Below are 23,978 nucleotides of genomic sequence, written 5' to 3' on the forward strand. Positions count from 1 at the left end.
TTATTACGTTAATAAAATCAATCGATTGTTTTTTGCTCAATCATTCAGTTTGGCGAGTTTCTCGATCACTGCAATTTGACCGAGGTGATAGATGTCGTGTTGAACAATTCCTTCTACTAAATACTCTACATTATATTGTCTATTCAACACTTGGCTGTTCATGAATTCATCATTGGCATTCTCTACCATTTCAATCAAAATCTGCTGCGTTTGATTAAGCTCTTCGATCTGCTTTTGCCAAGCTGCTTGGCTGTCAATGGTTATGTTTGGCCAGTCTAATTCGCTATCGATTTCTATTTCAAATACTTCACCTTGCATTTTTTTAATGGCCAACCAGCGCCAGTTGATCATATGTTGCAAGAGTTTTGCGATTGAATTCATTTTGGGGTGGGGTACAGCGTTGACTTTTTGGAAGTCGATAGATGTTAGCTTCTCTAGCACAGCCGTACCGTACCAAGGATGGCCTTCCATTACATTTTTCAATCGGCCAATTGGTGTGTTTTCCATAGGTGAGTTGTTGTTTTTATTTTTATTCTCTGTTCCAGTCGTCCCGAATAATGCGCGATTGATTTTTGCGCTCTTTCTTTCTTCTTTTGGCCTTTTGTTTTGCCTCTTCTTTATTGTTGTCGCTTTTAAAGAACATACACATCTCGGCTAAAGGAGAACCCTGCTTGATCATAATTCCATCTAAATGACAGCTTGGGTGGCCACAATTGTGTTTTGAATAATCACCGAAATTGCGGTGTTTAATGCGTTTGTCCTTTAAGATTTTTTCTTGATTTTCCCTGATGTTCTCCCAAGCTTGGCGTTCGTCAGCCACTGTCATTTCTTCTCCCAAGGTGCTGAGTTCATAATATGTTCTCGGGTCTTTGAGTTGAAGAAATTCAAAGGTTTTTTCGAAATGTTCGTTGGCCAAATCACGAAGTTCAATTTGGTCAGAAAGTGAAAGTTGGTCGTTCTCCAATAAAGAACGGTATAAACCCAAAGTATTAAAATCAGTGTATTTTTTGTGCTCGGGAATATAGAGCTCGTATTCTGATTTGCTAAGTTGGTTGAACGGGCGACCGATTTTCATAATGTTTTTGAAAAGAGAACGTCAAGTTAGCAATTGTGGTGGGTTAAGGAAGTAGTTTTTCCATAACCACATAAGCGATTCCATTTTTCAAAAAATCTTCTGAGCAAATGCGCATCCCAAACTTTTCGTAGAAAGAAGCTTTGTCTTTTCGGGCATTGCACCAAATGCGGTTGGCGTTTTTTGCTTCAGCAAATTCCAATACATGTTGAAGTAGTAAAGTGCCATAGCCATTTCCTTGTTCTTCGGCAGCAGTGGCAAATTTTCTGAATTGAGCTTCTCTTTGATTGATAAAAACGGAAATCACGGAAACCAAATTTCCTTCTACCCAATAGCCAAAATGCGTTCCCTGCTCATCTTCTTCCAGTTTTACGTAATCCAGCGGATGATCGGGCCATAAAATTGAATGGCGTAAAGCCCAGGTTTGGCTTGGGGGAATTAATTTAATCATTAATTATTTTTTGAATATTTTCTCTCTATGATATGAGAGAAAGGAACGGTTGATCGATTTTTTTCCATCGGATAATTTTTTTCCTTTTAATGAAGTCAGCCTATGACTTAAATCATCCGAGATTTTAGACGTTGTAGAAGAAATGAGGATTTCTAAGTTATCATTGAAACTAATATAGCCGTTGTCAAAAAGTGAGTCTAGTTCAACGTATAAACATATGCCATTACTGATGTCTCCTCTAAATTCTTTTTTGTGAGACCATGGGATAATATGACTTGCTCTTAAAAGGTCTTGCTCTCTTATACCAGTAATCGCACATTTGTTGCCGAAGTTATTAAGAACCCCTTTTCGGAATTTAGATTGGCCAATCCTAATATTTACTTCGGCTCTTGCATTTTCAATGTAAAAGTCATCTTGAAATTCAACATGCCCTCTTAAACCTATTTTCTTTGCATAATGAGAGGAAACATCTATCGAGTAATTTTGATTGCCATGCATTAAAAATTTATGGTCTATAATGACTGCTGTCCATCTATTGGGGAATTTGCCAGTTGTTTTTCTTTCCGAATTGAATAGATGATCTAAATCTTCAAATGGTATGCAATAGTAATCGTCTTCGACATCTTCAGATGTCCAGATGACAATATTAAAATTAAGCCCAAATTTTTTCTTGAGCTTACTCAGTACACTTTCTTGAAAGCCAACCCATCTATTTTGTGGATTGCCTTTGAGAACGTAAGAATTTCCACCTTCAGACCAGTTTTTAATATTTAATGCAAAATTCACTAGACTATTGAGAATTGAATTTACGGTGAGAAAATAGTAAATCTCTTTAATATTTTCTATTCAATCGTTACACCGTATTCAATAAAGAATCGGCTTGTTTTCAGATCTAAATAATGAGTTAAACTCAATGCCGATTTCGTGAGTTAGGTAGTTCACAAATATTAAGGATTACCATGACATTATTTTATTATAATTCTCCTTTTATTTTTCTTTTTGGAAGCAATAAAAACAGCTTTCTTAGTTATCTATTTGGAACGGTAATTTTAAATTGAACCATCTTCGTTCCGGTCACTTATTGTAATTATTCAAACCACTACCATGTCCAGGATTTCCATTCTCGGTGCCTTGCTGTGCCTTTTTTTAATCTCCAGCTGTAAGGAGAAAAAACAACCTATTAATAAGCTCGATCAGCGAGCCGATAGCTCATTTACCGAATATATTTCGTCATATACTTCGGGCAAAGTTTCCTCGCGAACGGCCATTGCCATACAGTTGGCCGAATCGGTTTCTGATCAGCAAATGAACACGGACCCTACCAGCCTTTTCAAATTCAATCCGTCTATTGGTGGAAAGGCACGCTGGGTGACAAATCGTGTAGTAGAATTTCAGCCAGATAAACCTTTGCAATCCGGTACCCGATACGATGGACAATTCGATCTAAATGCGGTTGTAGTTACTCCAGAAGACAAAAAGAGCTTCACTTTTGGCTTTGAAACTATTGCACAGAATTATGATGTGGACATTGAAAGAATAGCCAGTGACGAATCTGATGCTATGAATAAACAGGTGGTAGAAGGGCAGGTATTTACAGCAGATTATGCCGATTCGTTGGAAGTGATTAAAGCGGTTAACTTCAAACAAGAAGGAGCTGATTTAAAGATTGACTGGGAAATTGATAGAGTAAATGGGACCGTTCACCGATTTAAAGTAAGTGGGGTAGAACGCAGGCGCGAAGCTTCGGAAGTGGATGTGGAGGTGAAAGGAAGTGAGTTGGGCGTAAAGCGCGATGCTTACCTTACCGTGCCAGTAATGGCTCAGGGAGATTTTAAGGTGATGGAAACCAAAGTGGTTAAAGTGGGAGATCCACATGTGTTGGTGAGCTTTTCTGACCCCATAAAGCCGAATCAAGATTTAAATGGACTGATTACCATAGAAGGCGAAAGCAATTTGCGCTACGATGTAGATGCCAATAATGTTAAAGTTTATGTGCCTTCAACTATTTCGGGTACCAAGTTGGTAAACGTGTACCCGGGAATCCGAAATTTGCTCGATTTCAAAATGAAGGAGTTTTTTGAAGATTACCTCACATTCGAACAAATAAAGCCATCTGTAAGGCTTGTGGGCAAAGGCTCTATTTTACCAAGTACCGATGGCTTGATTTTCCCTTTCGAAGCGGTGAACCTGAACGCAGTTGATGTAACCGTTGTCAAAATCTTCGAGAAAAATGCGCTTCGATTTTTACAGGTAAATGATATTGATGGCAGCGAGCAGTTGCGCAGGGTTGGGCGCCCAGTGATTTCTAAAAGTGTTCCTTTGAATGAATCAGGTGTATTCGATTTGAGCAAGTGGAATCGCTTTACGCTCGACTTGGGTGAAATGATTAAAACCGAACCAGGCGCGATTTATCAAGTCAGAATTGATTTTAAAAGAGCTTATTCGCTTTATGGCTGCGATTCTGAAACCCCTGAAGAATTAGAGCTTTCTGGAGAAATTGAAGAGGATGATTGGGATGCTTATGCTGGAGATGGCTATGGAGACTACGACAGTTATTATAATTATTACTATGGCAGAAACTACCGTTGGGAAGACCGCGATAACCCTTGTACGGACTCGTATTATTCAGGTCGTCAGCGCACGGTTAGTCGCAATGTGTTGGCCTCGGACTTAGGCCTAATTGCCAAAATTGGCAATAACCGCAAACTCAATGCCTATGTGACGGATTTAAAAACCACAAAACCGCTTTCAGGCATTAATGTGGATGTTTACGATTATCAGGAAGATGTTATCGCATCTTTAACTACCGATAGCGAAGGCAAAATCGAAGTGGATTTGGAGAGAAAACCTTTTGTGCTCATGGCTTCACGCGGAGCGGAACGAGGTTACCTCAAACTAATGGACGGCCTGTCTCTTTCCATGAGCAATTTTAACACGGCTGGCGCAAGAGTTGAGCGCGGATTGAAAGGTTTTATTTATGGTGAAAGAGGAGTTTGGAGACCAGGTGACGAGATCTATCTCAACTTCATTTTAGAAGACAAAGAAAACAACATTCCAGACGATCACCCTGTAGTTTTTGAGTTGATCGATCCTTCTGGAAATACGAAAGAACGTATTGTAAGAAACGGTGCTTTGGGTGGTTTTTATGATTTTAAAACCAGAACTGCAGCTACAGCGCCTACAGGAAATTGGTTGGCTAAAGTATCGATAGGTGGAGCAGAATTCACCAAAAGAATTAAAGTAGAAACAGTTAAACCAAACCGCCTTAAAATCGACCTTGACTTTGGTAAGGATCGAATTTTGGCTGGGAACTCAAGCATCTCTGGCGATTTAAATGTGCAATGGTTGAGCGGAGCTCCAGCGCATGATCTTAGAGCAGAATTCGATCTTTATTTAAGTCCAACAGATACCAAATTTGAGGATTTTCCGAATTATCAATTCGATGATCAAGCTAAGGATTTTTACTACGAACCCACCAGTGTGTTTTCAGGAGAAATTGATGGAAATGGCCATGCCAATGTTGACATTCAATTGAGCAATCAATCAGATGCGCCTGGCGCTTTGCGTGCAACTTTTAGCGGAAAAGTGTTCGAGCCAGGTGGTGATTTCAGTATCGATCAGTTCAGTATTCCTTATTATCCATATACTTCGTTTGTAGGTATTCAAAAACCAGAGGGCGATAGAAGAGGCCAGTTGCTAACGGAAAAAGACCACACCATAAAAATTGTAACTGTGGATGTAAACGGTGATCCAATCGATAGAAAAGATCTGCAATTCGAGGTGTTCAAGCTTCAGTGGAGATGGTGGTGGAACAGTAATGATGATAATTTGGCCAGCTACATCGGCCGAAATTACAACAGTCCTTTCATGAGAAAGAAGGTAAGTACGGTGAATGGCAAAGCTTCTGTTCAAGTAAACATTCCGAACCGCGATTGGGGTAGGTACTACATCCGAGTGATTGACCCAATTTCCAAGCATTCCGCAGGTGCAATAACCTACTTTGATTGGCCGGGTTGGGCAGAAGATAATAACCGTCCTGGTGGAGCTTCCATGCTTTCTTTTTCAACGGATAAGGAAGATTATAATATAGGTGAGAAAGTAAAAATCAAGATTCCTTCGAATGCCGCAGGAAGGGCTTTGGTAAGTGTTGAAAATGGAAGCAGCGTTGTGGCTTCTTATTGGGTAGAAACGGGCAAAGGTCAAACTGAGTTTGAGTTTGCCACAACGGCCGAAATGGTTCCAAACGCATATGTAAATACTACTTTGCTTCAGCCTCATGCGCAAACCAGAAACGATTTGCCCATCAGGCTTTATGGAGTTGTGCCAATCAATGTCAGTAATCCAGCAACAAGGTTGAACCCAGAAATCAGCATGTTGGATGTGTTAAAGCCAGAATCCGAAGTGACAGTAAAAGTGAGCGAGCAAAATGGCAAAGCGATGAATTACACTATTGCAGTGGTTGATGAAGGCTTGCTGGATATTACCAATTTTGCCACACCTGATCCATGGAATTCTTTCTATGCAAGACAGGCCTTGGGCGTTAAAACATGGGATTTATACGATGATGTAACTGGCGCTTTCAATGGTGAACTTACCAGATTGCTAGCTATAGGTGGGGATGGAACCAATGCTAAGCCTGAAAATGCCAAAGCCAATAGATTTAAACCTGTTGTGGTTCATTTGGGGCCATTCAAATTAGAAGCCGGCAAAACGGCAACTCATAGTTTTATGATGCCAAATTATGTGGGTTCAGTGCGCACAATGGTGATTGCCGGCAAAGATGGAGCTTATGGTAAAGCTGAAAAAGCAACTCCTGTTCGTAAGCCTTTAATGGTTTTAGGAACGCTACCAAGGGTGATTGGCCCTGGCGAAATAGTGAAATTGCCTGTAAGTGTTTTTGCTTTGGAACCTTCTATAAAAGATGTGAAAGTTTCTGTAAAAGGGAACGACAGGCTAAAAGTGAAAGGAGATATTCAGCAATCAATTCGCTTTAATCAGTTGGGAGATCAGATTGTGGAATTTGAACTCGATGTAGCTGAAAATCCAGGTATTGGAAAGGTTCAAATTGTGGCTGAATCGGGTAGCGAAAGGGCCACTTACGATGTAGAAATTGATGTGAGAAGCCCAAATCCACCGGTAACGGATGTTATGGCAAAAGCCATTCAGGCGGGAGAAAGTTGGTCGCAGGATTTTGATCAAATGGGACTCGCTGGAACGAATATAGCACAGCTTGAACTTTCTGTAATTCCTCCGATCAACCTAGGCAAACGCTTGGATTATTTGATTGATTATCCGCATGGCTGTATAGAACAAACCAGTTCAGCTGTTTTTCCACAACTTTTCTTGGCCGATATCATGGATTTATCTGGAGATAGAAAGTTCAAAATTGAGAATAATGTAAAAGCAGCGATTGACAGAATTTCTAAGTTCCAGACTTCCGAAGGTGGTTTTTCTTACTGGCCGGGGCAAAGCGATGTGAATGATTGGGGAACCAATTATGCAGGGCATTTCTTGCTTGAAGCAAAAAATAAGGGATACAATATTCCTTCCAACTTGCTTAGAAATTGGAAGACTTACCAAGGCAGAAAAGCTAGACGATGGGCGCGAGATGGAGATTACAATGATGATCTGGTTCAGGCGTATCGTTTATACACCTTGGCTTTGGCCCAAAGCCCTGAGTTAGGAGCCATGAACCGCTTGCGCGAAGATGAAAATCTTTCGTTGGAAGCTAAGTGGAGATTAGCAGCGGCTTATGCTTTAACAGGTCGTGTTAATGTGGCTAAAGAACTCGTTTCTAAAGTTCCGAAAGAAGCCAAACCAAAATCGAACTACTATTATTATGGTTCTCTTACCCGAGATAATGCTATGATTTTGGAAGCTTTAGCTTTGATGAACATGCAAAATGAAGGGCTCACGCTGTTGAGAGAAGTCGCTGATAACCTGAGTGCCGACAGTTGGATGAGTACACAAACTACGGCCTATGCCTTATTGGGGGTGATTAAATTCGCTGGTGTCGATAAAACTTCCCAAGGTTTAGAAGCTAATTATGCATTGAATGGGGGAGCCTCTCAGAAGCTAAATACTGCTAAGCCTTTGAAGCTGATAAATGTTCCTGTGGAAGGTGGTAAAGCGGGTAAGGTTTCCGTAACCAATTCTGGTGATGGTGTTTTATTCGCCCGTTTGATCAGAACGGGGCAACCTCTAGCTGGTACAGAAACTGCTTCTGAAAGTGGGTTGAAGGTTTCTGTTTTATACACCGACAGAGATGGCGCAAAGGTTGATCCTTCAACCTTAAGTCAGGGTGCTGATTTTATCGCTGAAGTAACGGTATTCAATCCAGGTACTAAGGGTGTTTATAAGGATTTGGCATTAAGTCAGGTATTCCCCTCTGGTTGGGAAATTCTAAATGAAAGGCTGAACGACTTGCCAGGAAGTACAGGCAGTAAACCTTACACTTATCAGGATATTCGTGACGATAGGGTTTACACTTATTTCGATTTAAGGCCTAATGAGAAGAAAGTGTTTAAGGTAGCTTTAAATGCCACTTATGCAGGTCGATTCTATTTGCCAGCAGTGAGTGTGCAGGCCATGTATGACAACACGATCAACGCTCGTATTCCTGGGCAATGGGTAAATATTAAAAGGGTGAATTAAGGTTCATTTTATGAAGAAGGTTGGATGGGCCGATTTTGGCCTCTCCAGCCTTTTCTCACCAAAGAATTCATGAAGAAATATATTATCAAATATCGCTATGGCTTAATGTTGACTTCAGCCGTGTTGTTGGTGATGTATTATTTTTCGCTGCCCAAAAACCTGTTTGACGATCCTTATGCCACGGTTCTAAACGCTTCCAACGGAGAATTGCTTTCCGCTAGAATTGCAAAAGATGGCCAATGGCGGTTTCCTGAGGTAAAGGTCATTCCTTCTAAATATGAGCAGGCGCTTTTGACTTTTGAAGACAGCCGTTTTTATCATCATCTTGGCGTAGATCCTCTGGCCATGGGCCGGGCAATTCTTCAGAATATCAAATCTCAAAAAGTAGTCAGTGGAGGCTCAACTTTATCTATGCAAGTAATCCGCTTGTATAGAAGAGGCAAGTCTAGAAGTATTTGGGAAAAGATGATTGAGGCTGTGTTGGCCACTCGTTTGGAACTTCGGTATTCTAAAGAAGAAATCTTGAAATTGTATGCTTCGCATGCACCTTTCGGAGGAAATACGGTGGGTATTGAAGCTGCTTCGTGGCGTTATTTTGGAAGAAACCCAGAGCAACTTTCTTGGGCAGAAGCGTCTCTGTTGGCCGTTTTACCCAATCAACCTTCACTACTTTATCCAGGGAGAAATACAAATCCATTAAAGGCCAAACGCAATAGATTGCTCGATAAACTTTATGAAGAAGGTCTATTTGACGAAACCAGCTTGGAACTCGCTAAAGCAGAACCAATTCCTGATAAGCCCAACGAAATTCCTATGAAGGCCTTACACCTACTCGACTTTTCAGTTAAACAAGGAAAGGCTCAGCAGGTGATTTCCTCTACGTTGGATGCCACTTTGCAAATGCGTGTCGATCGAGTAGTAAAGAATCATGCGGCAACTTTAAAACTCGATGGAATTGAAAATGCCGCTGCTCTGGTGATCGATGTTCGACAAAAAGAAGTAAAAGCTTATGTGGGCAATGTTTATGATCAAGATGCCGCGGTAAGCGGTAGGGAAGTTGACGTGATTCAAGCACCTAGAAGTACGGGCAGTCTTTTGAAGCCTATGCTTTATGCTGCCATGTTGGATGAAGGCTTTATGTTGCCTAAAACATTATTGCCCGATGTGCCAGTGTATTTCAAGGATTTTACACCTAAAAATTATTCGAGGGATTATGATGGAGCCGTTCCTGCCGATATAGCTCTGGCGCGTTCTCTCAATATTCCTGCAGTGAATATGCTGCAAGAATACGGCTATCCTCGCTTTTATCAGAAGTTGAAAGATATGGGCATGAGCACTTTGAAGCAGCCAGCGAATCACTATGGATTGTCTTTGATTCTGGGAGGCTCTGAAGGTACACTTTGGGATTTGGCTAATATTTATGCTGGCATGGCTCGAACCTTGTCCGCATTCAATGGAAGGCCAGCAGAAATGCGATACGAAAGTTCGGATTTAGACTTTGCCAATTATGATCAATCTGAAAATCTTCATGATGATCCAAATGTAGAGAAGAAGCTCATACAGTCATCGATTCTCAATCTTTCTGAAGAGAAAAAAGATGAACAGCAGATAAACCTCAAACTGCAAAAGCAAGAGCCGTTAAGTGCATCTTCTATTTGGTTTGCCTTTGAAGCCATGTTGGAAGTGTATCGGCCAGGTGAAGATGCTGCTTGGAAAATGTATTCCAGTTCTAGAAAAATTGCCTGGAAAACAGGAACTAGTTTTGGGTTTAGAGATGGATGGGCTATAGGGGTTACTCCTGAATATGTGGTAGCGGTTTGGGTAGGTAATGCCGATGGAGAAGGCCGGCCGGGACTCACGGGAATTCAAGCTGCGGCTCCAATCCTGTTCGATGTTTTCGATATGCTGCCTGAAACTTCATGGTTCAATGCGCCCATGGCTGAGCTGGCTTATGCTCCCGTAGATCGGCAAAGTGGGTATCTGGCTTCTCAGTTTTCCATTCAAGTAGACACCGTTCTTATACCCAAATCAGGATTGAATACGCAAGCCAGTCCATATCATAAAAGAGTGCATTTAGACGCTGCTAAAAGTTACAGAGTGAACGGAGATTGTATGTCGGTAAATGATATGGTTTCCGAAAACTGGTTTGTTTTGCCACCCAAAATGGCTTTGTATTATAAAAAGAAGAATCCTACCTACAGCGAATTACCGCCTTTGAGAAATGATTGTTACGGAGAAACTTTAGACATGTCGGTAATGGATATGATCTATCCTGAACCCAACGCAAAGCTCTACATCCCCACAAATTTAGAAGGGTTTAAGGAAGCGGTGGTTTTTGAAGTGGCTCATAGAAAAAGTGGAAGCAAGCTTCATTGGCATTTAGACGATCATTACGCTGGAACTACAACAGGTAAGCACGAAATGAGCTTTTCCCCAGAAGCCGGGCAACATGCCGTTACGGTAGTGGATGAAGAAGGAAACCAACTTCAAAGATATTTCGAAGTGCTAGAGAGTTCTGGTAAGTAGTATCTGGCTTAATTGAGCTAGAGTTATGTGTTGACAGTTTGAGGGGGTAGTTTTGACTCGAAGAATTCAGTATTTAAACCTCTTTTGAATTTTAGAGAGTTGTCAATCAAAATTAGGCTATTGGTTTTAAAACTATCTATAGTGAGACTGAACTTTATGTTCTTATCTGTTTTTCCAATTGTAATTCCCTCGTATATATCATAGCACAAAAACAGTCTCTGATCTGATGTTTTTATGTAGATATAGCAATTATTGGATCCATATTCTGGAGTTATCAGCTCTAATAACTGTGCACACTGAGAAAGATGATCAACCTTACTTAACTCAAAAGTGGTCAAAGCATCTGATTTCAGAATTGTATGAGAAATTTTCTTAGTGTCATCATTTATTTTCAAGTATTTATTTATGTCATTCTCAATTTCCTTTGAAGAATAATTGCTATAAATGAATAGAAAACACTGATTGTTGGTTAACTGAATTTCTTTGTTTTTAGAGCTTTTTTCGAGTTTATGCTCGCTCTTATCAGGTTTGAAAATTTTGACAATGATATGGCCTATTTCAAAGGGAATTGTCAGGATTCTAAGTTGATGAAAAATAGCATTGAAAAAGTTTTTGATTATTTCCCAAGGGCTTTTGAAAAACACAATAATCAAAGCGATCCCCAGAAGAACTAGAGAGATATTTAAGAAAATTTCCATTTAAAAAATAAAGCTTAAATATAGCCTTACTCTTCAATTTTCACACCACGCCAGAACGCAATATAGTTTTCGATATTCTTGGCGGCATCCTTTGCATTTGGGTAAAACCAAGCTGCATCTGGGTTTTCACTGCCATTGGCTTCGATGGTGTAATAACTGGCTTCTCCTTTCCATGGACAGGTTGTGTGCGTTTCTGAAGCTTTCAAATAGGCTTTATTAACAGAGGCAGGAGGGAAGTAATGATTGTTTTCAACAATAATGGTGTCGTTGCTTTCGGCAATTACAGTATCATTCCAAATGGCTTTCATGGTTATAAAAATTAAGGGTTACACTTTAAGCGGTGGCGCTTTCAGTATAACCCTTTTTCTTTTGGATGAGTTTAGCTTTTGCTTAGCTATTCTCTTTAGCTTCTTCTTTTCTAATCTCTTCTTCTAAAGCGCGTTCTCTGTATACCGCCTGCTCTACAGCATTTGCAACTTTTTCGGCTAGGCTAGTATCCAATGCCGAAGGAATAACTTCATCTTTCGTAGGGTTTTCCAAGCTATTGGCAATGGCAAAAGCAGCCGAAAGTTTCATTTCGGTGCTAATGGTTTTTGCTCTTGCTTTTAAAGCGCCTTTGAAAATTCCAGGGAAGGCCAAAACATTGTTGATCTGATTAGGATAATCACTTCGGCCCGTGCCTACAATCGCTGCTCCGCCTGCAAAAGCTTCTTCAGGGTGAATTTCTGGCTCTGGGTTGGCCATTGCAAAGATGATCGGATTGTCGGCCATGTTTTGGATGTCTTCTTTGGTAAGAACATCACCTTGGCTTACCCCAATAAATACGTCTGCTCCTTTGATAATTTCATGAATATCACCTTCAACATCCTGGAAGTTAGAGTATTTCAAGAGTTCAGTTTTGGCAGGATTTAGCGAATGTCTTCTTCTGTGAATGGCTCCTTGGCTATCGGCTACAATCAATTGTTTAATCGAAACGCAGAGTTCAGATTCAACATTATAGCAACGCAATAACTTTGCAATGGCAATTCCGGCAGCTCCTGCACCATTAATCACCACTTTCATGTCTTCGATTTTCTTGCCAACTACTTTGGCCGCATTGATCAAGGCCGCAAGCGTTACAATGGCGGTTCCATGTTGGTCGTCATGGAAAACGGGAATGCCCAAATCCTGAAGTTCTTGTTCAATCACAAAGCTTTCAGGGGCTTTGATGTCTTCAAGGTTGATTCCTCCGAAAACTGGCGCAATTCTTCTGATGGTAGCAATGATATCATCGGTATCGTTGCAGTCTAAACAGATTGGGAATGCGTTTACACCAGCAAATTTTTTGAACAACATGGCTTTTCCTTCCATTACAGGAATAGAGGCCAAAGCGCCAATATTGCCCAAACCAAGAACGGCAGTACCGTTGGTAACTACGGCAATTGTGTTTCCTTTTATGGTCATGTCGTAAGCCAATTCAGGTTCTTTCTGAATTTCTAAACAAGGCTGCGCCACTCCCGGTGAATATAGCAGAGAGAGGTCGTTTTTACTGCTGACCTCCATTTTGTTGCTGATTTCAATTTTGCCTTCGAGTTGATTATGCAGCTCGATAGACTTTTTGTAAACTTCTTTCATGATTTTTTCCTCCCTCAAAACGGCAGTCGATCCTGCCCTTTGAAATTGGCCTGCAAGTTATGAATATCCCTTTTAATAAGTGATTAAAACCTTATGAATGAAGATTATCCTTTTTCATCCGCGTGTCTTTCGGCTTCTACTTCAGCATTCAACTCTAAATCTTGGTTTCTGATGAAGAAGAGATAGTCGGCTAGGAAGAATGCACCAATGCCGGAAAAGATGTGCCAAAGAAAATGTGTTCCTACCGAAATGTATTGCACATATTCCTTATCGGCCTGCCTAAAATATATGGCTATGATAAAACAGAGCGCGGCTAAAATGATGTTCAAGGTTTTCTTGAAGTCATATTTTTGAAGAATCAAGAAAATGGGTAATAAAAAGGTGATTCCGCTAAGCATATAAGACGTGTTGATGCCCGCTTGCCCAGGTATATAGTCTATAATGCCAAAACGCAGCAAGAAAATAGGAGTGACTGCGATGAAGCTCATCCACCATTTAGGTAAGGCTTTTGCCCAGAAATAAAGCGAAATCATCAGGGTCAAAATCATGGCCGGCATGTAATCCATATATAGAAAATATTTGGAAGTGCGTAAGCCGTGGAATAGTGTGCTTCCCAAACCATTGATAAATAGAAAGGGAATGCAGGCCAAAAGAAAACCGTATTGCTTGGGGTTCTTCCTGATTTTCCAAAGAAAGTAGACGGCAGGCGCAGCAATGGCCAAGGAAGAAAATGCGTTCCAAGGTTCAACGATGAGATGATCGGTAATATGAGTTTCAGCGTACCATGGTCCGCCATCGGTTATCTGTGCTCGTCCGAAATACATAAGTGGTTTTATTCTCATCTAACAACTGAACTTCGAAGAAATTAGTTGATTGAAATCGCCTTTTTTGTCATTCTACATACGTTTTTTTCTGATGCTTTAGATTTTACATAACATGATTTTCTGAAAGGACAATCAGGCTTTACTTATTGATATGCTCAACAGAAGTTTGGTATTTTAGTTTTAAAACTAATTCGATAGTTTTATTATTGTATGAACTCTAAGTGTTTTTATTTTTTCATTTTCATTCTATTCTCTTGTTCCCAGGCCAAGCAGAAACAATCAAAGGAAGTTTCTTTAAAAGAAAGTGGCGTTTTAAGAATGAAAGTGGATCAGCAAACGGCTAACGTAATTCCGTTTTTGCAATACTTTCAAAATGGTAATCGTGAGTATTTGTTTACACTGAACCCCAATAGGAATGAGCTTCAGATTTACGATTTGAAAGCTGAAAGACTTTCTAGCAAGAAGGCCTTTGAGCAAGAAGGAGAGCTGGGAGTTGGTGCTATCTCTGCTTTTTTGGTTCATAGCTTAGACAGTATTTACTTATTTACGGATAAGCGAAAGGCCATTTATTTAACCGATACAGCGGCTTCTTTTATTCAGAAACTTGATTTTCCACTTTCCGATATTTATAATACACCTTTGGTTTCTTCATCCTTTTTTGGAGCTCCAGCAGTATTTTACCAAGGAAGTTTAGTTTTCAAAACGCTTTTCATGGGGAATTATCGCAACTTGACGAACGCACAACTTTCCACCAAACATTTGAGCTATGCATATAATCCCAATGCTGATAGCTTGAGTTTTCTGCCACACTATTTTCCAAATGATTATTGGCAAGAAAAAACAAAGCATTATGAGTTTAGCATGATTTCAAACCGAGAATCCTTTGTGTATTCATTTTTTGGAGATCATAAACTCTATAAGGCTGAAAATCTTTATTCGGAATTAAAGCCCTTTTCTGCCCAAAGTTCCTTTTTCAAATCTGAATTTGATGCTCTTCCATTAGCTGGTTCCCGAGAAGATCGACTGAGGTACTATGCAACAAGCCAGCATTATGGCACTGTGCTTTACGATAAGTATCGAGATCTGTATTATCGTATTTGTTACCCTTTTGGGGAGGAGCCTGACAGTAGCAAATGGCCTCAGTTGATTGCTAACCCTCGTGTTTTCTCAATTATGGTTTTGGATAAGGATTTGAATGTGCGTTCAGAGAAGCTTTTGACAAAGGATACCTATCTGTCTACCAATTGTTTTGTAGGTGAAAAAGGTTTGTATGTAAGTATGAACCATGCCAACAGCCCGGAAAATCAAGAAGACTACTTAAAGTTTCGATTATTCGAGGTGAACTAAAAGTCGGTTTGAATATCAGTAGATAAGAGGCCCATTATAACCTGTAGGCTTGCTTAAAGCATATACATTGCCTGACTTCTATAGAACGCTTCTTTTGCCATTTAAATAAGTATTTGCCGTTTTCTGTTTTGAACAAAAGAATTTGATTTACTTTTGTGTAGAATTAGTCTAAATAAGAATAAAGAAACCTCTTCTGTGCTCTACATCGGTGTGTCGCAATTTTTGGTAAAGCAAGGACTCAAGCTTTTGTCCGAAGAGCATGGTTTATTTAACACCGTCCAGTTTTTCGATGATTTAAAGAGCTTAAAAGCTGCGGCTGTGGCTCAAAAACCAAACCTTATAATTGTAGACTACCTTCCGGAGAATACCAACTTTTTGAATGATTTAGAAGGACTTAACCCTAAAAATCAGGATGTGTTGATCATAACAGATGATGACGATCCAAGGCGGGTTAAGCAGGTTTTGGCCCTGGGTGTTAAAGGCTTTCTGACGAAGTCGTGTAGTAAATCGGAAATTCTAGAAGCTATAAACACAATCAAAAGGGGAGAAAGCTTTTTCTGTAATAGAGTATTGAAAGTTTTACTGAACAACAATACTCAAGAATATGACCTTTCAGAAAGAGAAATGGAAGTCGTTCGGCTAATTGCCGTGGGGCGTATGTCTTCTGAAATAGCCGATGAATTGGTCATTAGCATTCACACGGTAAATTCTCACCGAAAGAATATTCTCAAAAAATTGAATCTTAAGTCGCCTACTGAGCTGATTTTATTCGCAGCCGAAAAAGGTTGGGTGAGCCTTGATAAAAAGGGTTCATAAATGCCTCAATCACTAGAACTAGTGATTCAAATTGGCTATCACTAGCTATTGTTTAGCGACTTAAAGGCAGCATACCTTTGTGTTATTAAGAATGAATCTAAATAACACAAGTGAAAACGGTTTTTCTACTTACATTTTTACTCTCTGCTTTTGGTCTTTTTGGGCAGCAAGTCTTAATAACTGATCAGTTGACCGGGCAACCTGTGGAAGGTGCGTATGTGGTTTGTTCTCCATTAGAGAATAAGAAACCGCTCTCCTTCATTTCAGATTCGAAAGGTATGGTTGAATTGGGAGGGATTACCTTTCCCGCCATAGTCCAGGCGCGACACCTGGCTTATCACATGTTTTCAGACACGCTCTACTCTGGAGAGGCCCTTTCAATTCAGCTTGTACCCAAAGAAAATTTGCTTGATGATGTTGTAGTTACTGGCCAGTTCGATCCCAGGTCGGCAGAGCATTCTGTTTTTTCAGTAAAGGTTATAGATAGCAAGCAATTTATGGCCCGAGGAGCAGTAAACTTAGCCGATGCGCTGGCCAGTACTCTAAATATCAGAGCCTCACAGGATTTAGCCATTGGAAGTATGGGCATCAGCTTGCAAGGAATTTCCAGCCAAAATGTAAAAATTCTGCTTGATGGAGTTCCGCTCGTAAACCGAAATGGTAACGGAAATGCTGCAGACCTTTCTCAAATCAATCTCAATAATATTAAGCGGGTAGAAATTGTTGAAGGTCCAATGGCGGTGAATTATGGAGCCAATGCACTTGCTGGTGTTATCAATCTGATTACCGACAAATCTGCTACCCATAAGACCGAAATTAAGCTGAATATTCAGGAAGAAACTGTGGGTTCTGAAGTTGGGCCTGGTAAAGGTCGACACATTCAGAGTTTCGATCTTAAGCATAATATTTCCCCTAAATGGTTTACTCAGCTTGGTGTTCTACATAATGATTTTCAGGGTTTTAGTGGAGCTCAAACTGGCAGACAACGAGAATGGAACCCTAAAGATCAGCTTCAAGGAAACTTGATGTTGCGTTTCAACGGAGAAAAACATTCGGTTTACTATCATTTAAATTATTTGGACGAACTGATTGAAAACCCAGGTCAGTCCAATAACAATTACTTACCCTCGGGAGAAAACCAGCCCTTCGCTATAGATGAGGAGTACAGTACCCAGCGCGTTATTCATCAAATTCAGGCGGAGGGCAGGCTCCCTTTCCTAAGTCGCTATACAGCTTTTCTTTCTTTCTCCGATTTTGAAAGGGATAAAAGTAAGTTTTCCCGAAATCTGGTAACGGACGAAAAGCAACCGACAACTGCTGCAGGCGATCAGGACGTGAGTACCTACAGAGTGTGGGAGTTTGGAGGAACGGGTTATAGCAACCTTGCTAAAAAACTGGATATGCAGACTGGCTACCAGCTAACTTTTGAAGAAGTGGGTGGGGGGCGAATTCAGGAAGGAAAGCAGCGTATTCATGATGTCGCCTTTTATTCCTCGTTTGAATATCAACCATGGGAAAAAACTACTTTCCGCCCAGGTGTAAGGTTGGCCATCAATAGTGCTTTCGGAACTCAGGCTATTCCTTCGTTGCAAATTAAACATGCATTCAGCCCTTCGGCCGATTTAAGGTTGGCTTATGGAAGAGGGTATCGTGCGCCTTCAGTTAGAGAACTCTACTTTGAATTTGTCGATTCCAATCACAGAATTTTCGGAAATCCGGATTTACAACCAGAATTCAGCCATCATTTAAGTAGTTCTTTCAGCAAAAAGTATGATGTAAAAATAGCAAAAGCTGAAACTGAGGCGAAGGTGTTTTTTAATGACATTCGCGATCAGATTGGGATTGCCCAATCGGCTACAGATGCCACTTCAACTACTTACATCAATGTAGATAGATTTAAAACTCTAGGCTTGAATGTAAGCCAGAAAATGAACTGGGATAACCTTTCAGCTACTGTAGGCTTCTCTTACATCGGCCGCTATAATCGCTTGGATGAAAGTGCTTCAGAAGACTTAAAGACGTTTTTCTATACTCCAGAATTCAATGCCAACTTAACCAAAACACTCGGCAAATCAGGAGTAAACATCAACGTCTTTTACAAATACACAGGTGTAATCAAAAACTACCTTTTCAGTGAAAATGAAGATGGAGAGCAGGAAGTATCGGTGGGCGAACTTCAGGCTTTTCACTTCATGGACTTCACCGTTTCAAAAACACTCTTTTCTGATTTCGACATCATTTTGGGTGTAAAAAACCTATTTGATGTTCAGCGAATCAACAATTCGGGCAGCAGTGGAGGAGCCCATTCTAGTGGCTCTTCCGTGCCTGTTGCCTATGGACGTAGCTATTTTATCAAACTAACCTATAATCTAAAATTAAGATGACAATTAATATGAAATACGCTTGGAGAGCGTTCTGTCTGGCTTTGTGCATGGGAATCATCAGTGCTTGTGATTCCGAAGACGATCAGCCAACACCAGAACCAGTGGTTGAAAGTGCGATCATGGATCCTGAGGTGGGTGGGCCAAGTCAGCCAAACCAAGTTTTTATTGATCTTTCTTCTCAAACCCAAACTGTAGTATCGAGAGACGACTGGGATTTGGGCTTCTACGCTGGTTCCGAATTTCGTGTAATCTTAAACAATTCTACCAGTATGATGGCCATGGCTTTGGAAGCAACCGATTTAGCTTCGGTTACTGCTGAAGATACTTTGGGATTGGGTGCTCAATTAGATATCGATGCCATTTTCGGTTCTCTTTTCGCTAGCCCAGCACCAGAATGGCTGGAAGATGCTAAAAACTGGACAGATCAGCCTGATGGTTCTTTAGAAGGAACAGCCATTGCCGAAGTTTCTGCAACAGCTGAAGAAAACAAAGTTTACATCATCAACAGAGGAAGAGGCACAGATGGAAACAACCGTGGCTGGGTGAAGGCCAGAATTCTTAGAAACGGAAACGGCTATACCCTTCAATATGCCAACATTGACGCAACCAGCATTAACGAATTGGAAATTGCCAAAGATGGCGACTATAATTTCAACTATGTGAGTTTTGCTAGCGGAGCAGTTTCTGTAGAGCCTAAAAAGGCAGAATGGGATATTGCTTTCACCGTTTTCACCAACGTGATTCCAATGAGCGCAACGGTTCAAATTCCTTACGCTTATAATGACTTTGTGCTTCAAAATAGATCGAATGTAGAGGTGGCTTTGGTTTCTACGGAAGAATTTGCTTACGATGCTTTCACCCAAAGCGATACCAATTCGCTGACTTTCTCTTCTGAAATCGCTACGATTGGCAGTACATGGAGAGTTCTGGCTCAACCAGGTTCCGAAAATGAAACCGGTGTAGACACGAGCGTTTTCTATGTAGTGAAAGACAGCCAAGGCAATACTTACAAACTCCAGTTTACTCGCTTAGTAAATGCAACTTCTGGAGATAGAGGATACCCTCAAATCAAGTACGATTTGTTGGCTAACTAAAGTTGTGAAATGGGAATGGAGCGAGTTTATGTTTGGGCTTGCTCCGTCCCGAATTCAAAAAGACCATTAACACACAATCATCAGAGTAAATAAAACAGGAATGAAAAAGCTATTAATTGTTGCGCTATTGATCAGTAGCGTTTCCACATTTGCGCAGAGTAAAAAGAAACAGGATGTAGAGGCCATAAAAGGCATGTGCGGATGTTATGAAGTAACCTTCAACTTCGCTGAAACTTTTGGGTATCAGCGCGATTATCAATACCACCCAAACTATATGGCGAAGGCCTTAGAATGGGTAAAACTGGTGGAAGATGATAAAGACAAAATTGTACTTCAACACCTTTTGGTTGTAGGTGGAGAACATATTGTGAAGCACTGGAGACAAGACTGGATTTACCAAAACACAGATTTATATGCCTACCAAGGTGACATGAAATGGACGGCTTCTTCATTGTCAAAATCTGATGTAAAAGGTCAGTGGACTCAGAAAGTATACCACGTAGATGACAGTCCAAGGTATGAAGCATCGGCTTCTTGGGTACACACCGATGGAAAACATTATTGGGAAGGCGTTTCAGATTCGCCATTACCAAGAAGGGAATACACAAAGCGTAGCGATTACAATGTGATGATCAGGAGAAATCGTCATGAACTGACAGATTATGGCTGGCTACATGAGCAAGACAATGACAAGGTTTTGAGAAAAGAAGGTGCTGAAGACGAAGTTTTAGCGAGCGAAAAAGGCTGGAATACTTACACAAAAGTAGACGAAAGCAAATGCAAAGCAGCTTCAGAATGGTGGGTAAAGAACGAGAAATTCTGGGCCGATGTACGCGATGTATGGTCTGATGTTTACGCCAAGCACGATATCTTAACTTTTGAAGCCAAGATTGACGACAAAATCTTGTACGAAAGAATTTTCGCCCTAGGCGATGAGATTGTAGCGCAAACCGATTACGATCAAACAGAAGTGAAAAAGCAGGTAAGAGCGCTTATTGATTCTTATCTCGATTAGGTTGAGTGTTCACTATCTTTCAATGCATAAGGGAAGATTTGAATAGATAGTCCTCATAGCAAAAGGCCGCCCGAAAGGGTGGCCTTATTTTTTTCTTTGTCTGTCTCGTCCTGAAATAAGTTGACATAAAATCGACTTATTTATGAAAGGAAAGAAAGTATACCCATAAAAAAACCACGTATTAAAAATACGTGGCTTCACTACAACTACATTTACTATTTTGGAGCAATCGCCCCAAAACCCATTTATTCTACATTTACATTAAAAGTCACGCTGATATCGGTTTCGCCACCAGCATTGGTTGGATCGCCAGAACTAACACCAGAAGCTGCTTTATCTGGTTGGTGAATCAACTGAATAGTCAATTGACCAGAACCTGCGTTACCAATAATCACAGAGCCATCTAAGCCAATAGGGCGTCCATTTACATCTTCATCGTTATACTGATAAGTAAAAGTGAAGCCTGTAGAAGAGAAGAACAGCTGATGCTCATCAAACTCCTCTTCAACCTCCAAAGTAATTTCTTCGGCTGGAGTTTCGGTTTCGTTTAAGAATCTAACCGCAACATCGTAAGTGCCATTTGCTTTTAAGGTTACAGGGTTTGTGATTTCCGGATCCGCTCCACCAACTCCATCCATATCTTTGAATGTAGCTACTACGCTTTCGCCTTCATTTGGTCCAGTGCCGGTAAACGTAACCTCTAAGGTTGTAATTAATTCTTCTTCGTTAACTGGTTCTGGATCTTCTGAACTACAGCCAGTATATAGAGCTGTAACTGCCAAAATCGCTAGGAGGTAAAATCTTTTAGTGTCGAATTTCATAATGAATTAAAGATTGTGTTCTACAACGTATAACATCGAGTTTATAAACTTGTTTGCAACATTAGTGCATGTGCAACTTTGTTGCAAGAAATCTAACGAAATCATTTTATAAATATTTCTGAGAGGTAAGAATCGTCCTTTGATGGTAGCCTTTTACGCATCAACCTAATTGGTTTATTTGTTAAGACGTGTCTTTATTTATTTTTAGGTTAATCTAAAATAAATATATTTGTATTCTAATTATTGAATACGAATGATCAAAACCATTTATTCTGTTGTATTATTTTTAATGATTAGTGCTCAGTTGATTGCTCAAAATGGCATGCTGAAAGGTATTGTTAAGGTTGATGAAGAACCCATGGGGTTTGTAAATGTGGTTTTAATTGATACCGAATTTGGAACAGTGACGACAGAATCGGGACAGTTTTATTTTGAGAATATTCCGGTTGGAAATTATACCCTGAAAGCTTCTTTTGTTGGCTTCAAACCTTTCTTTCAACGAATTGAAATTAAAAGTAATCAGGAGCTTTTGATCGATATTCTATTGGAAGAAGATGCTCAGGCTTTAGATGATGTTGTGGTTTCGGGTACTATGAAAGAAGTGAGCCGATTGGAAAGTCCCGTTCCTGTGGAGGTTTATACTGGCGCTTTTTTTAAGGCCAATCCCGCACCTTCGGTTTTTGAGTCGATGCAAAATGTAAATGGGGTTCGGCCACAGCTCAACTGTAATGTTTGCAATACGGGCGACATTCACATCAATGGATTGGAAGGGCCTTACACTATGGTACTTATTGACGGAATGCCAATTGTTAGTGGGCTTTCAACGGTGTACGGTCTTACAGGAATTCCGCAAGCGCTTATCGAAAGGGTAGAAGTGGTGAAAGGACCAGCTTCTACTTTGTATGGTTCTGAGGCAGTTGGGGGTTTAATCAATCTGATTACAAAAAATGCTGAAAATGCGCCTGTGCTTAGCGCTGATATGTTTGCCACTTCTTGGGGTGAAGTTAATACCGACATTGGGGTGAAGTTGAAGTCGGGAGCTAAAGCTAGCTCACTTTTAGGCCTCGATTATTTCAACTACCAAAACCCCATAGACAATAACGAAGATGGCTTTACGGACGTAACTCAACAGAACAGACTTTCTGTTTTCAACAAATGGAACTTTGAAAGAAGAGAAAACCGAATGTTTTCCTTAGCAGGAAGGTATGTGTATGAAGATCGTTGGGGCGGTGAAATGGATTGGACTACCAAAAATAGAGGGGGAAACGAAGTATATGGTGAAAGCATTTATACCAGCCGCTGGGAAGTTTTTGGGCTTTATCAGCTTCCGTTTAAAGAGAAGGTCAATTTTCAGTTTAGTGCTAATCAGCACATCCAAAATTCGGTTTATGGAAATGTCAAATATTTGGCGGATCAGTTCATTGGTTTTGGTCAGTTGACTTGGGATTCATCCATTAAAAATCATGAATTGCTGATTGGCGCAGCGTATCGATTTACAGCCTATGATGATAACACGCCAGCTACTTCTTCTGCAGACAATATTCGCAATCAGCCTTCAATTACACACTTGCCTGGTATCTTTTTGCAAGATCAAATTAGCTTGAACCCACAAAATAAACTGCTTTTTGGCTTGCGATACGATTACAATAGCCGTCATGATTCTATTCTTTCTCCGCGCTTAAATTATAAGTGGAATTCAAAAAGTAAGACGGACGTTTTGCGGTTGAGCATTGGTAATGGATATAGAGTTGCCAATGTTTTTACTGAAGATCATGCGGCACTTTCTGGAGGTAGGGAAGTGGTTTTTGTGGAGGCATTGAAACCTGAGACTTCGTGGAATACCAATGTCAATTATGTGAAGAAGTTTATCACGGCCGATAACATCTTTGTGGATTTGGATGCTACGGCTTTTTATACTCGCTTTCAGAATAGAATCGTAGCGGATTATGACACCAACCCGAATCAGATTATTTACGATAATCTCAACGGGTATGCGATTTCCCAAGGAATCTCCTTAAATGTGGATGTTTCTTTCCCTTCAAGTTTGAAATTGTTGGTAGGTGCAACGGTTCAAGATGTTTTTCTTCAAGAAGAAGGAGTAAGAAAAGATCAGCTGCTAACCGAGCAGTTTTCTGCCGTTTGGAATGTTAGCTATACTTTTCTGATTACTGGAATTAAGGTTGACTACACCGGAAATCTTTATGGCCCAATGCGATTGCCTCTTTTGGGTGAATTGGATCCAAGGGCTGAATTTTCACCAGTTTGGAGTATTCAGAACATTCAATTCTCGCGAAATTTCGGACACAAAGTTGAGGTTTATGTGGGTGTGAAGAATCTGTTGAATTATACCCCGCCTGCTAATAGTATCGCGCGCTCTTTCGACCCATTTGATAAGAATGTTCAGTTCGATGAGCAAGGTCAGGTTGTTCCAACTACACAAAATCCTTATGCGCTAACATTTGACCCTTCTTATGTATTTGCGCCCAATCAAGGCATCAGAGGATTTTTAGGATTTCGGGTTACCCTAAAATAAAAGAGGCTTTTCGATGTCGCCCTGAATTTGTTTCATGAACCGTTCATATCACTATAACGGTTTGCAAAACAGATCCTGAGTCAAGCTCAGGATGACTGGGTTTAACACCAAAAAGCCTCTTTCGAGTAT

At 40.4% G+C, this 23,978-nt stretch carries 16 protein-coding genes; 8 read left to right on the top strand and 8 right to left on the bottom strand.

Features of this window, described 5'->3' with window-relative positions; translation table 11 throughout:
* Positions 1-36: 36 nt before the first annotated feature.
* The 4 genes from ACXACJ_RS02790 to ACXACJ_RS02805 are packed head-to-tail and all read right to left on the bottom strand — an operon-like array spanning position 37 to position 2,309.
* Complete coding sequence (locus tag ACXACJ_RS02790; protein WP_475132745.1) at positions 37-507, bottom strand: DinB family protein; 471 nt, start codon at positions 505-507, stop codon at positions 37-39.
* Between the two features lie 22 nt (positions 508-529).
* A complete protein-coding gene (locus ACXACJ_RS02795; protein WP_475132746.1) occupies positions 530-1,075 on the bottom strand; it encodes a hypothetical protein in 546 nt (181 codons plus the stop codon).
* A 43-nt stretch (positions 1,076-1,118) separates the two neighbouring features.
* Positions 1,119-1,523 carry a GNAT family N-acetyltransferase gene (locus tag ACXACJ_RS02800; protein WP_475132747.1) on the bottom strand — a complete coding sequence of 135 codons (405 nt, stop codon included), beginning with the start codon at positions 1,521-1,523 and terminating at the stop codon, positions 1,119-1,121.
* Positions 1,524-1,526: 3 nt separating this feature from the next.
* On the bottom strand, positions 1,527-2,309 hold the full coding sequence (locus ACXACJ_RS02805; RefSeq protein WP_475132748.1) for an HNH endonuclease: 783 nt from the start codon (positions 2,307-2,309) through the stop codon (positions 1,527-1,529).
* A 318-nt stretch (positions 2,310-2,627) separates the two neighbouring features.
* On the opposite strand from ACXACJ_RS02805, the gene ACXACJ_RS02810 reads away from it, so the two are divergent.
* Together ACXACJ_RS02810 and pbpC are read left to right on the top strand one after the other, a co-directional pair.
* Entirely contained in the window at positions 2,628-8,177 is a 5,550-nt protein-coding gene (locus ACXACJ_RS02810; RefSeq protein WP_475132749.1) for an alpha-2-macroglobulin family protein, read from the top strand.
* Between the two features lie 69 nt (positions 8,178-8,246).
* The gene (pbpC, locus tag ACXACJ_RS02815) at positions 8,247-10,703 is read left to right on the top strand and encodes a penicillin-binding protein 1C (protein ID WP_475132750.1); all 2,457 of its coding nucleotides are present in this window, start codon (positions 8,247-8,249) and stop codon (positions 10,701-10,703) included.
* Positions 10,704-11,427: 724 nt separating this feature from the next.
* Here pbpC and ACXACJ_RS02820 read toward each other — a convergent pair.
* The 3 genes from ACXACJ_RS02820 to ACXACJ_RS02830 form a co-directional block, all read right to left on the bottom strand.
* A complete protein-coding gene (locus ACXACJ_RS02820) occupies positions 11,428-11,709 on the bottom strand; it encodes a DUF427 domain-containing protein (RefSeq protein ID WP_475132751.1) in 282 nt (93 codons plus the stop codon).
* Between the two features lie 82 nt (positions 11,710-11,791).
* The gene (locus ACXACJ_RS02825; RefSeq protein WP_475132752.1) at positions 11,792-13,015 is read right to left on the bottom strand and encodes an NAD(P)-dependent malic enzyme; all 1,224 of its coding nucleotides are present in this window, start codon (positions 13,013-13,015) and stop codon (positions 11,792-11,794) included.
* A 104-nt stretch (positions 13,016-13,119) separates the two neighbouring features.
* A complete protein-coding gene (locus ACXACJ_RS02830) occupies positions 13,120-13,839 on the bottom strand; it encodes a ceramidase domain-containing protein (protein ID WP_475132753.1) in 720 nt (239 codons plus the stop codon).
* A 210-nt stretch (positions 13,840-14,049) separates the two neighbouring features.
* Between ACXACJ_RS02830 and ACXACJ_RS02835 the strand changes: the two genes are divergently transcribed.
* From ACXACJ_RS02835 to ACXACJ_RS02855, 5 genes are all read left to right on the top strand, one after another.
* The gene (locus ACXACJ_RS02835; protein ID WP_475132754.1) at positions 14,050-15,186 is read left to right on the top strand and encodes a DUF4221 family protein; all 1,137 of its coding nucleotides are present in this window, start codon (positions 14,050-14,052) and stop codon (positions 15,184-15,186) included.
* 195 nt (positions 15,187-15,381) lie between these two features.
* Positions 15,382-16,002: a response regulator transcription factor gene (locus ACXACJ_RS02840; protein WP_475132755.1), complete on the top strand. Its 621-nt coding sequence runs from the start codon at positions 15,382-15,384 to the stop codon at positions 16,000-16,002.
* A gap of 110 nt (positions 16,003-16,112) precedes the next feature.
* Positions 16,113-18,386, top strand: a complete 2,274-nt coding sequence (locus ACXACJ_RS02845; RefSeq protein ID WP_475132756.1) for a TonB-dependent receptor plug domain-containing protein — start codon at positions 16,113-16,115, stop codon at positions 18,384-18,386.
* An 8-nt stretch (positions 18,387-18,394) separates the two neighbouring features.
* On the top strand, positions 18,395-19,480 hold the full coding sequence (locus ACXACJ_RS02850) for an HmuY family protein (protein ID WP_475132757.1): 1,086 nt from the start codon (positions 18,395-18,397) through the stop codon (positions 19,478-19,480).
* A gap of 100 nt (positions 19,481-19,580) precedes the next feature.
* Positions 19,581-20,495: a DUF6607 family protein gene (locus ACXACJ_RS02855; protein ID WP_475132758.1), complete on the top strand. Its 915-nt coding sequence runs from the start codon at positions 19,581-19,583 to the stop codon at positions 20,493-20,495.
* Between the two features lie 245 nt (positions 20,496-20,740).
* Here ACXACJ_RS02855 and ACXACJ_RS02860 read toward each other — a convergent pair whose 3' ends face one another.
* Positions 20,741-21,316, bottom strand: a complete 576-nt coding sequence (locus tag ACXACJ_RS02860) for a hypothetical protein (protein WP_475132759.1) — start codon at positions 21,314-21,316, stop codon at positions 20,741-20,743.
* Between the two features lie 253 nt (positions 21,317-21,569).
* On the opposite strand from ACXACJ_RS02860, the gene ACXACJ_RS02865 reads away from it, so the two are divergent.
* Positions 21,570-23,849 (top strand): TonB-dependent receptor, encoded by a 2,280-nt coding sequence (locus tag ACXACJ_RS02865; RefSeq protein WP_475132760.1) that lies wholly within the window; start codon positions 21,570-21,572, stop codon positions 23,847-23,849.
* Positions 23,850-23,978: the final 129 nt, after the last annotated feature.

Source organism: Roseivirga sp. AWQ4_251, from assembly GCF_056158225.1.